Raw genomic sequence first — 14,921 nt, forward strand, 5'->3', positions numbered from 1 at the left:
CCCCAAATCATACTCGAACATGCGTTCGAGTCAAGAGCGTTTTCGAATCCTCGATTCGATACCGTCAAGGAGGATCTGTAGGCCCTGAGTAAATGACTCTTCGGTTTCTCGTTCGAGATAGAAGTCGCCGCCCGGTACCGGTGGGGCCTCCCGACCCAACTGCATCGTGTGGGGGAAGTCGTCCGCGAAATCCGGTGCAGCATCGGCCAGTGCAGCAGAAGACTCTGCCCACCAATGAGATTCGGAATCTCCGATGGTCGAGGCGCTCCGGATCTCAGCTAAGGTCCGCGCGGACCCCCGGATGAAATGGAAAAGCATGCTCACCGATCTGCGGATGGTCGGAGCATCGAGACCTGTGGAGTAGAGAATGGACAGGAGTGATTCGAGTCCTGTCTGCTCGTGCGGACCCAGGACGGGGCGCGCCAACGAGACATCCAATGTCCACGGATGGCGTGTATGTAGGGCGAAGAGTGCGGCGGCCCAGTCGGAGAGTGCCATGCGCCAGTCGCCGGTGTCTGCGATCGGCGGTAGCTCGGCATGCACCCGGTCGTACATCAGGTCCAGTAGTTCGTCCTTTCCCGGTATGTAGGTGTACAACGACATCGCAGTTCGGCCGAGGTGGTCGCCGATCATGCGCATCGACAACGGTGTCGTGGGGTTGGCGTCGGCGACTTCGATCGCGGCGTCAACGACTGTGTCAGTGGACAGCGCGGGCTTCGGTCCTCGGCGGCCGGAAGGCGCCTCGGGTTGACGCCACAGAAGTGAAATCGTGCGTGCGATATCGCGTCGGCCTGCCTGTTTGTTCATCTTGTCGCTTTCGTGGAGTCGCGCTATTCTTAATTACTTTACAGTGTAAAGATTTGGGAGTGGGCATGGTTGAGGCAAGACTTCACGACGGGACAACTATCGATGTCGAGGTTCTCGGACATGGCCCTGCCGTGCTGATACCTGTGAATCCGATTTCGGCTACCGGCATCAAGGCGGACGAACTGCGCGCCTGGGGCGTTGACCCCTCGCTCGGTCGAACGTTCCTGGAAGGGTTGGCGTCGAACTTCACTGTGGTTGCCTTCGACTACGAAGGGCACCGGATGGCGTCGCCCGCGCCGGACACGCTCACTCCCGACAACATCGCGTCCGACATTCTGGCTGTGGCGAATTCGGCTGGGATCGACCAGTTCGCCTACTACGGATACTCCTGGCTGGCTCTGTGCGGATTGCAGTTGGCGCTGCGCACCGATCGTCTGACCGCACTGGTCATGGGTGGTTTCCCGCCGGTGGATGGGCCGTACAAGGCGATGCTCCAGGTTACCGAAGCTACACACCGCATGGCGAGTGAACCGCCCCAGCACACATCACAGCCCACGGCATCATCAGACGAATTCGATTGGAACTCCATCGACATTGCGTTGACCGGAGCGCAGACCCGGCAGTTCGTGACGCTGTACCGCGCACTTGGTGAATTCGACGATCGAACGATTCAAGGGCGCATCCTTTGTCCGCGAATGTGTTTCGTCGGTTCGCGAGACGTCATCGAATACGGTGACCGATGGGGTGGGGTACGGGTCGCGCCGGCCGATCTCGACCTCGACGCCGTTCGGTCGGCAGGGTGGGATATCGAGGTACTCGACGGTCTGGATCACACGCAGGCAATGCAACCGGCTCATGTTCTACCCATTCTCAAACCCTGGTTGGAGAAGGTGGTCGGTGTTTGACCGTGCGAGCACGCGGGTAACCCGCTCCGGATGCCGTCAGCGTGAGGGGGCCGTGAGTGGACGAGTCACACAAGATCCGTCGCCGATCGTTTGTTCAAGGGCTTGGCCTGCTGGCCGGTCTGAGCGCGTTGTCCGCTGGATCAGCGACGGCTCGACCACCTGATGTCGATCCACTGCGCCCGTTCCAACTTCCGTCGCCCCGTCTGGAACCGTTTCGGGAGACCCTTCCTGTCCTGCCGGGCATTTCGGGTGGCAACCTGGAGCTTCGTGCGGCATCGTCGATGCACCGATTCCATCCGGACCTACCGTCGTCGCCGTCGCTGGGTTACGGCGGAATGGATTATCTGGGCCCCACCATCGAAGCTCACGTCGATCAGCTCGTCACAGTCCGATATGCCAATGACATTTCTGCGTATCCGCTTGCCGCGGATGTCGATCCGGGTCTGCACGGCGTCAGCGACCTCGACCGCACACAGGTCCCCACCTCGCTTCACCTGCACGGAGGAGTTACTGCACCGCAGTTCGACGGGCATCCGGAGCTGATTCAGCGTCCGGGCGAAGGTTTGGTTCACGAGTACACGAATGGTCGTGCCGCCGGCAATCTTTGGTATCACGATCACGCCATGGGAATGACGCGCCTCAACGTCTACGCCGGGCTGGTCGGGATGTATTTTCTCCGTGACGACGCAGATACAGGCACCACCGGGAATTCTCTCGGCTTGCCGTCCGGCGAATTCGAGCTTCCGATGATTCTGCAGGACAAGGTCTTCACCTCCGACGGTCAACAGAGTGTCCGTTCCACGTGGCTCACTCCGCAGGGTTCCTGGGATCCGGCGACTCCCGGTGACGTGGGTGTAGTGAACGGCGTCGTATGGCCGAAAGTGGAGGTGGCTCGCGGACTGTACCGATTGCGACTGCTCAATGCCGCAACCTATTCGGTGTGGAATCTGCACTTCGCAAATCGTATGCGGTTCTGGGTGATCGGTTCCGAAGGCGGTTTTTTGGCCGCTCCTGCGCCGACGGATCACGTCCGGCTTAGTCCGGGTGAACGCGCTGATCTGCTGGTCGACTTCAGCATGCTCGAGCCGGGCGCAACGGTGGAATTGCGCAACGACGAACCGGTACCCCTTGCGGTGGCGCAACGCGGCACACGGGTGATGCCGGTCTTCTGTCGGTTCGACGTGGGCAGCGCAAAGGGATTCACCGGCTCGATCCCGCAGCAGCTGAATTCCGTTGCTGCCGAACCGGCGTCCCCGGATATGGTGCGAAATCTCACGATCATGCAGCTGTCGCGTCCCTCGGATTACCCGTCGATCACTATGTCGCTCAACAATTTGCGGTTCACTGATTCAGATATCGAACTGCCGCGTCAGGGAACCATCGAGCAATGGAATTTGATCAACATCACCACAGAACCGCATCCGATTCATCTGCATCTGGTGGCGTTCCGCGTTGTGGGGCGCCAGAACATCGACACTGCAGCGCTCATGCAGCGGTATCCGGTACCTGACCTGGGAGTCCGGTGGACGCCGTCGGCAGAGGAATTCGTGACCTCTTCGCTGCGGCCTCCCGAAGTGTGGGAAACGGGGGAGAAGGACACGGTCATCGTGGATGCCAACTCGATCACCCGCGTGATCGTGCGTTTTCCGACGGCCGACGAGTTGGGCTTCGATCCGGATGCAACTTTCGCGAGAGGTTCCATGGCAGATCACTCGGCACACGGAGAAGTCGGCATGGGGGACCTTCAGGGGTACGTCTGGCACTGCCACATGCTCGATCACGAAGACCACGACATGATGTTGCGATATCGGGTGGTGACGTAGCCTTCAAGGGGAGAAAAGTTCCCAGAGGAGGCAGCTGTGTCGGAAGGTGCGCCCACCGGGCCCCTGGACGGATATCGGGTGATTGAACTCGGAACCTTGATCGCCGGGCCCTTCGCCGGGAAACTGCTCGGCGACATGGGCGCCGACGTGATCAAGATCGAATCGCCGGACCGCCCGGACCCGCTTCGTACCTGGGGTCAGGCCGAGCAGGACGGTCATCGATTCTTCTGGACGGTTCACGCCCGCAACAAGCGGTGTGTGACGTTGGACCTTCGCGTCGACGCGGGGCGAGACCTGTTTCTGAATCTGATCGAACATGCCGATGTGGTGGTCGAGAACTTCCGGCCGGGCACCCTCGAGAAGTGGGGCCTGGGATTCGACGTTCTCAGTGCGCGCAATCCGAAGTTGGTGTTGGCCAGGGTATCCGGTTACGGGCAGAGCGGACCGCAAGCCAAGAGCGCCGGCTACGCCTCGGTTGCCGAAGCGGTCAGCGGATTTCGGCATCTGAACGGTTATCCAGGGCAGGCGCCTCCGCGTATTGCCCTTTCGCTCGGAGATTCTCTCGGCGGGATGTTCGCCGTTCAGGGAGTGCTGGCGGCGTTGCTCTCACGAGAGCGGACCGGCCGTGGTCAGGTGGTCGACGTTGCCCTCACGGAATCCTGTCTGGCGGTGCAGGAATCCACGATCCCGGATTACGATCGGGGCGGGATCATCCGGCAGCCCTCGGGAACGAGATTGGAGGGTATTGCGCCGTCCAACATCTATCAGACCTCTGAAGGAAACTGGGTGGTGATCGCAGCCAATCAGGATACGCTCTTCGTGCGTCTGTGCACCATCATGGGGCGACCGGAACTAGCGCATGACGACCGCTTCTCCAATCATGTTGCCCGTGGCAAACATCAGGACGAGCTCGACGAACTGATCAGCGCCTGGGTCGCGCTCCAAGATCCCACCAGCCTGGTGGAACGCCTCACCGAAGTGGGAGTTGTTGCCGGGCCGATCAATACGGTTGAAGATGTCGTCAAGGATCCGCAGCTGATCGAGCGGGGGATGCTCGTCGACCACTACGACGAGCGGATCGGTGAAAACGTCCTCGGCTTGGGCGTCGTGCCTACCTTCAGTGAGACACCCGGATCCGTGCGCAACGCGGGAGCGTCGGCGCCGGGTCACGACAACTCCTCGGTGTGGGGCGGGCTCCTCGGACTCTCGGACGACGAGCAGGCAGAACTGAAGATGAAGGGCGTGATCTGACATGTCGGTACCTGGCGTGGGTATTCCAGCAGTCAGTATTCGTGAAGTCGGACCACGGGACGGGTTGCAGATCGAAGACCCGGTGTCGCTGGCGGAGAAACTTCGTCTTGTCGACGCTCTGGCTGCGACGGGTGTTTCGCGTATCGAGGCGACGTCGTTCGTCTCACCGCGCGCTGTGCCGGCGTTGGCCGACGCGGAATTGTTGGCAGCAGAACTGCACCAGTGGCCCGGCATCGAGTTCTCGGCATTGGTCGCCGGAATCGGTGGAGCGAAACGGGCCGTCGCCGCAGGAATGAAAACCGTCGAATATGTTGTGTCGGCATCGAATGGCCACAGCGAGGCCAACACTCGGTCGACGACGGAGCAAGCGACCGAACGTATCGGAGAGGTCGTCAGGATCGTCCACGACGCCGGAGGACGGGTGGAGGTCATCGTGGCCACAGCCTGGGACTGTCCGTTCGACGGTCCAACCGACCCGGATCGTGTTCTGCGGATTGCGGAGCAGGCCAAGGAGTTCGGTGCTGATCAGTTCTCGATCGCAGATACCATCGGCACTGCCACGCCGGGACGTGTCGGACGATTGATCGACGCTGTGGGCGAAAGAGTAGGTGACTTCGGCTTGGGTGCGCACTTCCACAACACGCGTGGCGCTGGTCTTGCTTGCGCGTTTGCGGCTGTGCAGCACGGTGTTCGAAACCTCGACGCGTCCACCGGAGGTCTCGGCGGTTGTCCGTTCGCTCCCGGTGCCAGTGGCAACATCGCGACGGAGGAACTGGTCTACATGCTCGAAGATATGGGCATTGCGACGGGTATCGACCTGGATGCGAGCATTCGTGCCGCTGCCGTTGCAGAGGAGATAGTGGGCCATACGGTTCCCAGTAATCTTCTCCGCGCCGGCGATCGGAAGCGGTAGGGACCTTTACTCTTCTCGGTTGGGTGATGCCAGCTGCAGTCTGACCAGCTGCTCGTGCGCCGCCGGCGGCCAACCGATGCGCTGCTTCTCCAGATACCAGGCACCGGCGGCAAATGCGATCGCGAGGACGATCCAGATCGCGACGCTTCCGATCTGAGAGCCCAGGTCGCTCGACGAGGACACTTCGCCTGTGCTGTAGTCGTATTCCGTTGTCGTGGTGATTCCCTCTACTGCGAAGGTCCACAGAATCGGAAGGGCACACAGTGCGGCGAGGGCACGTGCGACATGCGCTGGACGCAGTTCGAAGATCATTCATTTCTCCTGGTGATCGACCCGGTGAATCTCACTCTCCTCGAAAGCTATTCGGGTTCGACGGCGCTGTCTGTAGTCGGATCGACGGACATGGACGAGGTGCCGAGCTCTCCCCGGTCCCCCTGCCGTAGCAGCTGCATGCCGTTGTGATCGAACTCGATTCGTCGAACGTCTTCAGTGTCGACCAGCATCGTGGCCATAGCGGTACGCCGAGGTGGAAGGATCCGTATGGTCACTTTTCCTCGCGTGATCGCGGTGAGTTCCCGGACGATGCTCGAGTGGATTCGGTCGCGCACGTCGGCGTTCGCGCCATCCATTCCGTGGTCGTCGAGCAGGACTACTTCGACGCCGCGGTTTCGAGCGGCACGCACAGCATCGATCACGTGATTCTTCTGAAATCCCGGCGCTCGGAGCGAGTCACGTAGTTGAGCTTCGAGTAATTCACATGCCAATTTCTCGGTGGAATCCATTGGCACGCCTGAAGCAATCCGCTCGAGCAGAGGCCGGGCCAGTATGTTGAGTCTGTCGAGTTGGGCGTCTCTTTCTTCGATGACTGCCGACGTGGCTGCTCCTGCGGCGATGCGTTCGGTAGACGCTTGGCGTAGTTCGAAGATCGTCTTGGCTCGTGGCCGAATCGTAAGTGCGAAGACCGTCGACATTAGAACTGGTCCGACGTTGGCGAAAGACTCGGCGAAGCCGTACAACGGTCCTTGACCTGTCACAGTCGCCCAGGCAACCGAGGAGGCAATCAAAAGAATCACGCCAAGCCAGGCGTAGCCCGTCCTTCCCCGCACACACATGAAGGTGAAGACGACAGTACACATTCCGAAAGGCCAGAGTTGGGCCGGATTATGCACAGGTACCGGCAATACCATGAACACCGCGCCGCAGGCGACTAAGCCGGTAGCACTGAGCAGGATGCTCTGGTGAAGGGGCATGGGGTCCCCGTCAGTCAGGACGATGGAGAAAGCAGCTGCTGACCCAACGAGTACCGCGACTGCCAGCGGCCACGAGGACCTGACTCCGCTTGTCCCGTACGCGGCGGAAATCGAATACGTGACGGTGAAGCAGGCAACGAGAAGGAGAGCGGATCTACTACGCATTCCGAGTAGGTCGCGGATGTCTTTGCCTACGGCGATGTTTCCCGCATCGAAGTTCATCGAGGAGCCATCTCAGCTCGTTGCCAGGACAGAGTGACTTTGGTTCCTGCTCCTGGAGAAGACGCGACGTCTGCTGCCCCTCCGGGGATACTGCGTACCCTGGCATGAATGCTCACGGCGATGCCGAGTCGATGCGTCGGTACGGTGCGAGGATCGAAACCGATTCCGTTGTCACATACCGTCACCTCCATTCGAGTTTCTTCGACAATTGCGTCGACCGAACGACGTGCGTCCGGCCCGGCGTGTTTCTTACTGTTACGCAGTGCTTCACTCAAGGCTCCTGCGAGAGCACTCACCGGTTCCGACGGGAACTCGGCATTGTTGGCGTTTGACTCCACGTGTGATGTGAAGGTGACATTCTCATCGACTTCCGAGGCTGCCGAACGGAGTTGAGCAAGAACCGCATCCGGGTCCAATCGCTCTGCGGTCTCGACTCCCGAACGAAGATGGTCCAGGCGGGCCAGTGTGCGCCGTGACTGCCCGGCGACGGTGGAGTCGGAGTCCGTTCGTGCAGCAGCCAACAAGGTCGACATCACGGTGTCGTGGATCAGGGCGTTGAAGCGTTCGCGTTCGACGTCTTTTGCAGCTGCAGCCGCGGCTCCGGCGGCCGCAGCGTGGGTACTCGCGATGGTGGCGTCAAGGGTTTGCCCGGTGCGAAGTGCGACAACAGATGCTGCAACAAAAACTGTGCAGAACATCAGCGCAGCACTGAGATCCGGAATCAGAAGATAGAACAGGGGTGCTTCGCGGATGGCGTGATTGATCAGTTGGACGAGCGTGACTCCCACCCCGAGGTATAGCAGAGCCCAGGCAGGCTGCCATGCAGCTGCGGCTGCTAGCCCGGCGACACCAGGGATGTTGGCGAGCCACGTCCCGAAGCCTTGGACATGTTCACCGGTCCAGGCAGGCCACCACGCGCACGCAACGAGAATATAGGCAATCGCATTAATTGCGGCAGCTCGACGAATCCAGATTGTCTGGGGCAGGAACGTCGAAAGTCCCAACACCATGGCTGTTCCGAATATCGCGAAGATGGCCACAGGTGTCCACCAGGCCGCGGTGGTTGCCGCTGCGTCTCTGATATTCGGAATCAGGATGAGCAGGTAGAACAGGTAGCCGGCGCACACGAATCTACCGAACAGACGAAGGATCTTGTCGGTGAAGGTGGAATCGGTAGTACTTGATTGACTCTCTGCTGAATCATTCGCCAAGGATGGGTGAGGCAGTCTGATCAGAGTTCGTCGATCGTCACTATCTGATCTTGTATCGCTCGCACGAGTAATTCGCATTTCGTCGGTGCGTTCCTTCCAACGTCGGCATACTTCTCGCGAATCCGCGACAGGTGGGTCCCCACCGTTCCCACGCTGATGTAGAGGTTTTGAGCGACGCGTGACTTCGAATCACTCAGTAGCCATTCCCTGAGAACCTCGATTTCGCGCTCCGAAAGGTGCGGTCCTACGGGATCCTGTGCCATGCAGTTTTCCACAGTGACTGTCATGAGTTTCGTCCTTACTTCTCTGTAGCGGAATGACAGACCCCCGACAGTGCCGTCTTCTTGTCAGATGAATGTAATTCGAAGAGGGAAATTTTTCCCAGACATCAATTCCTCTGCCCATATTTTCAGGGGCAGCGCTGTGAGAGTTATTGTTGCCGAACCTCATTGTTAGTCAAAGTCAGCTTTTTTCCGGAAGTAGGCCGTTCAGGAATTGGTAACACCCCGTCTTCGACCGCGCGTTTGTACAAATCCGTTTTTGTCGGTGCGGGTCGTCCGACAGCCGCATATTTCTGCCTGATGCGCTGGAGGTAGTCGTTAACCGTCTGCGGCGCCAAACCGGTGAGTCGCGCAACTCGATCCGCCTTCTCTCCGGATGCGTAAAGTTCGAGGACCTCGAGTTGTCGAGGGCTCAGACCCACTTCGTCGAGACCTGGATCCCCGTCGATTGCGGCAGCCCACTCTGTCGTCACCACCTGCCTTCCCGACGCGGCGGCGCGTATCGCATCAACCACGACGGCAGTCGGTTCGGACTTGCGTACAACACCCAGTACGCCGGCACGGGCGGCCGAGCGAACGAGGTACGGGTTTTCCGCCCCGGTGAAGATCAATGTCTCGAGCCCGGCGGACCGCAGGTGCTCGACATTGCTCTTGGGCGATGACCCGTCGGCCAGTCGGAGGTCGAGGATTGCCAGATCCAAGGCGACGTTCTGAGCGAGCATCTCGGACACAGTGGTCGCGATGCACACCAATTCGAGGTCCGGCTCGTCCTCGAGCATCACGGACACGCCGATTGCTACCGACTCGTGGTCTTCCACCAACCCGACACGGCGGTGTGGAAATGCTGTTTGCTCTGGCATAGCGATTGTTTCCCTCCGCTCGATGCGAGGACGTTATCAGGCATAGCTGACTGACCGGTATGTTACGTGTCAAGATTTGAAGTCAGCCTGGACTGTTTTACGTTTCGGCTCTACAGTTGTCTTGTGACCGAGACCACTTCCGATGCGAAAGTAAGCCGTACCCAGGCCGAACGTACAGCGGCGATGCGTGGGCGCCTCCTCGACGCCGCCGTCGAATCGTTGGTCGAGCTGGGCTACGCACGGACCAGCACGCAAGAGATCGCCCGCCGCGCAGGCGTCTCGCGGGGTACGCAACTGCATCATTTTCCGACCAAGGAATCGCTGGTCGTCGCGGCCGTCGAGTATCTGGTCGACAAGCGGCTGGAAGAAATCCTCACCGCTGAAGTGGATCGTGGTCGAGGCCTCGAGGTCCTGTCGGACGCGTTCTCCGGGCCGCTGTTCTATGCCGCCCTCGAATTGTGGGTCGCGGCGCGGACCGATCCCGTTCTGCATGCGGCCACGGTGCCCCTCGAACGCAAGGTGAGTGAGGCGCTCGAGTTCGGCAGCGCCGAGTTGTTCGGTGATCGGTTCGACTCCGAGTCGGTCGAACTCACCATCGAACTCGTTCGTGGGCTTGCCGTCTCAGCCCTGTTTCGTACATCCGAAGCCGACGACGCGCTCAGAGCGCGACTGTTGCCGGCCTGGCAATCCCGAGTGGAGAAGAAGTGAAGCTTCCCGAACATGTCGAAACGCTGATCGTCGGTGCCGGATTTGCCGGTATGGGCTTGGCCGCCAGAATGCTTCGCGACAATCGCGCTGCAGACGTCGTGTTGATCGAGCGTGGAGCTGACATCGGCGGCACTTGGCGCGACAACACCTATCCAGGCTGTGCCTGTGACGTGCCGACGGCGTTGTACTCGTATTCTTTTGCACCGAGCGCCGATTGGAGTCATACCTTTGCTCGTCAACCCGAGATCTACAACTATCTGAAGAAGGTGGCCGCAGACACCGGCATCGTGGAACGCGTAGTCCTGAACTGCGAACTCGAAGCTGCTGTGTGGGACGAGGATGCGGCGCTGTGGCGTATTCGGACATCTCGAGGGTCGTTGACGGCCAAAGCTCTGGTCGCCGCGACCGGAGCGTTGTCGACGCCCAAGATCCCGGATTTTCCCGGTCTCGACCAATTCTCCGGGACCACTTTCCATTCGGCGACGTGGAACCACGAACACGAACTGCGCGGTGAGCGCGTAGCCGTGATCGGAACGGGAGCGTCGGCGGTTCAGTTCGTTCCCGAAATTGCCGACCCTGCTGCCCATGTCACCGTGTTCCAGCGAACTCCGGCCTGGGTGATTCCGCGGATGGATCGCACCCTGCCTGCCGCACAGAAGGCCGTGTACTCGCGGATTCCCGTTACACAGAAGGTGATTCGAGGGTGGGTTTACGGCTTCCGCGAGCTACTCGGTGCCGCGATGTCGCACGCGACGTGGGTGCTGCCTGCCTTCGAGGCGGCCGCGCGCCTTCATCTGCGCAGACAGGTGAAAGATCCGGAGTTGCGCCGGAAACTGACTCCCGATTTCACGATCGGTTGCAAGCGCATGCTTCTGTCCAACGACTGGTTGCGCACCCTTGACCGCGCGGACGTGAGTCTGGTCGACAGTGGGCTCGTCTCGGTCACCGAAAACGGAGTGGTCGACGGACGCGGAGTCGAGCACAAGGTCGACACCATCATCTTCGCCACGGGGTTCACGCCGACGGAACCGCCTGTTGCGCATCTGATCACCGGAAAACGTGGCGAGACGCTGGCCGCACATTGGAACGGTAGTCCCAACGCGTACAAGGGTACTGCGGTCAGCGGGTTCCCGAATCTGTTCCTCATGTACGGTCCGAACACCAACCTCGGACACAGTTCGATCGTGTACATGCTCGAGTCCCAGGCCGAGTACGTCAACGACGCCTTGAACACCATGAAGCGAGAGCGGATCGATGCCCTCGACGTGAACGAGACGGTGCAGGTGCACTACAACAAGGGAATTCAGCACGAGTTGCAGCACACGGTGTGGAACAAGGGCGGATGCTCGAGTTGGTACATCGATCCGGAGGGGCGCAACTCGGTGCAGTGGCCGACGTTCACTTTCAAATTCCGTTCGCTGCTGGAGCATTTCGATCGGGAGAACTACTCCGCTCGCAAGATCGAAAGCGTCGAGGCATGACCGCGACGCACTACGACGTGGTGGTTATCGGTTCGGGATTCGGTGGCAGTGTCGCCGCTCTTCGCCTGACGGAGAAGGGCTACCGCGTCGGGGTGCTCGAAGCCGGTCGACGGTTTGCCGACGACGAGTTGCCTGAAACCAGTTGGAGACTTCGAAAGTACCTGTGGGCGCCGTGGATCGGATGTTATGGGGTTCAGCGCATCCATCTTCTTCCGGATGTGCTCGTGATGGCGGGGGCCGGCGTCGGAGGTGGGTCGTTGAACTACGCCAACACGTTGTATCAGCCACCCAATCGGTTCTTCGAAGACCGTCAGTGGGCGCACATCACTGACTGGCACGACGAACTGGCGCCGTACTACGACCAGGCCAAACGGATGTTGGGTGTTCGCACCAATCCGTCCTTCACTCCTGCCGATGCGGTGATGAAGGACGTAGCCGAAGAGATGGGCGTGGGGGAGACCTTCACGTCCACCCCCGTCGGGGTTTTCTTCGGGGAGGCAGGAGTTTCCGTGCCGGACCCGTTCTTCGGCGGAAAAGGACCCGAACGCACAGGTTGCACGGAATGCGGGGGATGTATGACCGGTTGCCGAGTCGGTGCGAAGAACACGCTGGTCAAGAACTACCTCCATCTCGCCGAGCAAGCGGGCGCCAGGGTTCATCCGCTCACGACCGTCACCGACCTTCGGCCGGCGGCAAGCGGTGGTTACAGCCTGCTCGCGAGGCGAACGGACGGCGTCCGCCGGCGAGAAGTTCGGTTCACCGCCGATCAGGTGGTGGTTGCCGCCGGAACGTACGGAACGGCGAGGCTGCTGCTCGGTATGAAGGAATCCGGTGCCCTGCCGGGCCTGTCGGATACTCTCGGCACCGTCGTACGTACCAATTCCGAAGCCGTACTGGCCGCAACGTCGAAGTCGCGTCGACGGAACTTCACGCAGGGCGTAGCCATCACGTCGTCCTTTCACCCGGATGATCACACGCACATCGAGCCGGTGCGATACGGCAAGGGCAGCAATGCAATAGGACTTCTGCAGACCGTCCTGAGTGACGGCGGTGGGCGAACTCCCCGGGTGCTGAAGACTCTGGCGGTCGCGGCCCGACACCCAGGAGCGTTCTTGCGGTCGTTGTCGGTACGGAACTGGTCCGAGCGAACCGTCATCGCGCTGGTGATGCAGACCGACGACAACTCCCTCGAACTTTCCAAGAACACCAAACGATTCGGGCGCTCCCTCACCAGTAGACCGGGACCGGGCGATCCACCTCCTCAGTGGATTCCGCAGGGTCATAAAGCCATTCGCAAGGTCGCCGAGAAGATCGACGGCGACCCGGGTGGTTCCATCGCCGAGATCGTGAACATCCCGATGACGGCACACTTTCTGGGTGGCTGCGCGATCGGTGACAGCGCGTCGAGTGGCGTCGTCGATCCGTATCTGCGTGCATACGGTCATGAGGGACTGCACGTCATGGACGGTTCGGTGGTGAGCGCAAATCTCGGAGTGAATCCTTCCCTGACCATCACTGCGCAGGCGGAACGAGCGTGCGCGATGTGGCCGAACAAGGGTGGCGCGGACGCCCGGCCGAAGACCGGCGAGCCATACGTACGTATCGATCCGACTTTGCCGTCCGATCCGGTGGTGCCGACGCATGCACCAGGCGCTTTGCGGCTTCCCCTGACCATTCGAGCTGAGAAGGTGTCCGATGTGGAGCGTGCCTGAATCGACAAGTGACCGCGTCGACTGGCCGGTGAGTGATCCGCCGCCGTGGCCGGCTCGCGTTCGCGCGACACTGTGGTGGCACCGCAGTACGTCGGCGGCGCGGGAGCTCGGCCCGGATGGTCGAACGATTCCGATGACGGTGGCCATGATGGTGGACTACCTCGATTCGCCGGTCGGCCCGTATCGCGAGATCCTCGCCAGTCCGGTCTTGCATGCGCCAGGGAAACGGATCGGGCCTATGCCGCGGATGGCGGTCCCTTTCATCGCGGTGGATTCGGAACCGTCGGTGCACGGTGGGCGAGTCCACTGGCAACTACCCAAGGTTCTGGCCGAGTTCGACGGAGACGTGCAGCAGAAATTCACTGCAACCGGCGACGGTTGGCGGGTGCGTTCGGATACGCGGATGCTCGGGCCGCGTCTGCCGATTGCCGGGGCGTTGGGATTTGCGCAGCCGGAGTCCGGTGGAGGTCTGGCGATCGCGTCGGCAAGGCTGACGGGATCGTTCCGATACGCGCGCGTGGGCGTCGAGGCAGAGGGGCAGACCCTGCCGGACTGGCTTGCTGCGGGCACCCATCACGGCGTCGTGATTCTGGGCGGAAAAATGACTACGGGAGCGGCCAAGCATCGGTAGCGGGGGTTTGACCTGAGAAAAAGCGACCAAGGCCGCCCGTCAGTGACCGGGCGGCCTTGGTCGTGTGGTGTGGTGTGAAAGTCAGGTGTCGACGTCCCACAGGCGCCTCTCGGCGGGTGGTCGCTCGCAGCGACAAAAGGGGTGGGGCCCGGGGCTTGTTCGGACGCCGACAGGGTGTTCAACGGCGGTCTCCCCGGATTTGTTCCCGTCCTTGATATGTGACACCGGTCTCGATTCAACTTAGGCAATCCTTTTCTTGACTAATTCCAGAAAAGCGGCATACTGGGAAACATGCGAGACGGAGAGCATGACTTCGACCCCCGAGCGCAATTGCGCGCCGTCGGGTTGAGGGTCACTGCTCCGCGCCTCGCCGTGCTGGATGCGGTTACAGCCCAACCGCATTCAGACGCCGATTCTGTTGCAGCACTCGTGCGGCAGCAGCTCGGATCGGTATCCACACAGGCCGTTTACGACGTGCTGAAGGCATGCGTGAACGCAGGATTGCTGCGACGCATCGAGCCGGCGGGTTCGCCCGCACGGTTCGAGACGAGAACTGGTGACAACCACCATCACCTCGTCTGTCGCGGCTGCGGCAAGGTCGTCGACGTCGATTGTGTTGTCGGCCAAGCTCCCTGCCTCGAACCTTCCGATAATCATGGCTTCGAAATCGACGAAGCCGAGGTCGTGTTCTGGGGCCGTTGCGAAGATTGCCTGAAGAATTCTGCCGAATCCGACACCGAGTCGGACGCGGTCTCGCAGAATCGAATTGATGCGTCCAGAACCTCCGAGTCAGCCACCTCGCATGCAGCCCATGCGTTCGACTCGGATGCAGCCCCGCTCCTCTGACGCCCAGCCCACAACGCTAG

15 protein-coding genes are annotated in these 14,921 nt (G+C 60.8%); 9 read left to right on the forward strand and 6 right to left on the reverse strand.

The features are described from left to right. Positions 1–30: 30 nt before the first annotated feature. On the reverse strand, positions 31–807 hold the full coding sequence (locus AC1Q61_RS31215; protein ID WP_042922815.1) for a TetR/AcrR family transcriptional regulator: 777 nt from the start codon (positions 805–807) through the stop codon (positions 31–33). 65 nt (positions 808–872) lie between these two features. Between AC1Q61_RS31215 and AC1Q61_RS31220 the strand changes: the two genes are divergently transcribed. From AC1Q61_RS31220 to AC1Q61_RS31235, 4 genes are read left to right on the forward strand one after another with little or no spacing between them, the layout of a single operon-like run. Further along, the gene (locus AC1Q61_RS31220) at positions 873–1,712 is read left to right on the forward strand and encodes an alpha/beta fold hydrolase (RefSeq protein WP_042922817.1); all 840 of its coding nucleotides are present in this window, start codon (positions 873–875) and stop codon (positions 1,710–1,712) included. A gap of 56 nt (positions 1,713–1,768) precedes the next feature. Further along, the gene (locus tag AC1Q61_RS31225; protein WP_492651243.1) at positions 1,769–3,535 is read left to right on the forward strand and encodes a multicopper oxidase family protein; all 1,767 of its coding nucleotides are present in this window, start codon (positions 1,769–1,771) and stop codon (positions 3,533–3,535) included. A 36-nt stretch (positions 3,536–3,571) separates the two neighbouring features. Next, positions 3,572–4,786 (forward strand): CaiB/BaiF CoA transferase family protein, encoded by a 1,215-nt coding sequence (locus AC1Q61_RS31230; protein ID WP_007732303.1) that lies wholly within the window; start codon positions 3,572–3,574, stop codon positions 4,784–4,786. A gap of 16 nt (positions 4,787–4,802) precedes the next feature. Beyond that, the gene (locus AC1Q61_RS31235) at positions 4,803–5,699 is read left to right on the forward strand and encodes a hydroxymethylglutaryl-CoA lyase (RefSeq protein WP_370852725.1); all 897 of its coding nucleotides are present in this window, start codon (positions 4,803–4,805) and stop codon (positions 5,697–5,699) included. Positions 5,700–5,705: 6 nt separating this feature from the next. Here the strand turns inward: AC1Q61_RS31235 and AC1Q61_RS31240 are convergent, their stop codons facing one another. The 5 genes from AC1Q61_RS31240 to AC1Q61_RS31260 all read right to left on the reverse strand — a co-directional run bounded on the left by AC1Q61_RS31240 (position 5,706) and on the right by AC1Q61_RS31260 (position 9,523). Next, the gene (locus tag AC1Q61_RS31240) at positions 5,706–6,011 is read right to left on the reverse strand and encodes a hypothetical protein (protein ID WP_073513342.1); all 306 of its coding nucleotides are present in this window, start codon (positions 6,009–6,011) and stop codon (positions 5,706–5,708) included. A 47-nt stretch (positions 6,012–6,058) separates the two neighbouring features. Continuing rightward, positions 6,059–7,171: a DUF8320 family protein gene (locus tag AC1Q61_RS31245; protein WP_042922819.1), complete on the reverse strand. Its 1,113-nt coding sequence runs from the start codon at positions 7,169–7,171 to the stop codon at positions 6,059–6,061. Further along, positions 7,168–8,382: a sensor histidine kinase gene (locus AC1Q61_RS31250; protein ID WP_082920527.1), complete on the reverse strand. Its 1,215-nt coding sequence runs from the start codon at positions 8,380–8,382 to the stop codon at positions 7,168–7,170. The genes AC1Q61_RS31245 and AC1Q61_RS31250 overlap by 4 nt, the downstream gene beginning before the upstream one ends. 20 nt (positions 8,383–8,402) lie before the next feature. Beyond that, positions 8,403–8,669 carry a response regulator transcription factor gene (locus AC1Q61_RS31255; protein ID WP_370333094.1) on the reverse strand — a complete coding sequence of 89 codons (267 nt, stop codon included), beginning with the start codon at positions 8,667–8,669 and terminating at the stop codon, positions 8,403–8,405. A 143-nt stretch (positions 8,670–8,812) separates the two neighbouring features. After that, a complete protein-coding gene (locus AC1Q61_RS31260) occupies positions 8,813–9,523 on the reverse strand; it encodes a response regulator transcription factor (protein ID WP_215515608.1) in 711 nt (236 codons plus the stop codon). Between the two features lie 183 nt (positions 9,524–9,706). Here AC1Q61_RS31260 and AC1Q61_RS31265 point away from each other — a divergent pair, with 183 nt between their 5' ends. The 5 genes from AC1Q61_RS31265 to AC1Q61_RS31285 all read left to right on the forward strand — a co-directional run bounded on the left by AC1Q61_RS31265 (position 9,707) and on the right by AC1Q61_RS31285 (position 14,901). Next, a complete protein-coding gene (locus AC1Q61_RS31265; RefSeq protein ID WP_202427151.1) occupies positions 9,707–10,231 on the forward strand; it encodes a TetR/AcrR family transcriptional regulator in 525 nt (174 codons plus the stop codon). Next, on the forward strand, positions 10,228–11,712 hold the full coding sequence (locus AC1Q61_RS31270) for a flavin-containing monooxygenase (protein ID WP_007732326.1): 1,485 nt from the start codon (positions 10,228–10,230) through the stop codon (positions 11,710–11,712). Before AC1Q61_RS31265 ends, AC1Q61_RS31270 begins: the two co-directional genes overlap by 4 nt. Further along, positions 11,709–13,424: a GMC oxidoreductase gene (locus AC1Q61_RS31275; RefSeq protein ID WP_054187018.1), complete on the forward strand. Its 1,716-nt coding sequence runs from the start codon at positions 11,709–11,711 to the stop codon at positions 13,422–13,424. The genes AC1Q61_RS31270 and AC1Q61_RS31275 overlap by 4 nt, the downstream gene beginning before the upstream one ends. After that, entirely contained in the window at positions 13,408–14,055 is a 648-nt protein-coding gene (locus tag AC1Q61_RS31280) for an acetoacetate decarboxylase family protein (protein ID WP_042922823.1), read from the forward strand. The genes AC1Q61_RS31275 and AC1Q61_RS31280 overlap by 17 nt, the downstream gene beginning before the upstream one ends. A gap of 291 nt (positions 14,056–14,346) precedes the next feature. Further along, positions 14,347–14,901, forward strand: a complete 555-nt coding sequence (locus tag AC1Q61_RS31285) for a Fur family transcriptional regulator (RefSeq protein ID WP_003943517.1) — start codon at positions 14,347–14,349, stop codon at positions 14,899–14,901. The last annotated feature ends 20 nt before the right edge of the window (positions 14,902–14,921 follow it).

The organism is Rhodococcus sp. MPR-R1B, from assembly GCF_058793255.1.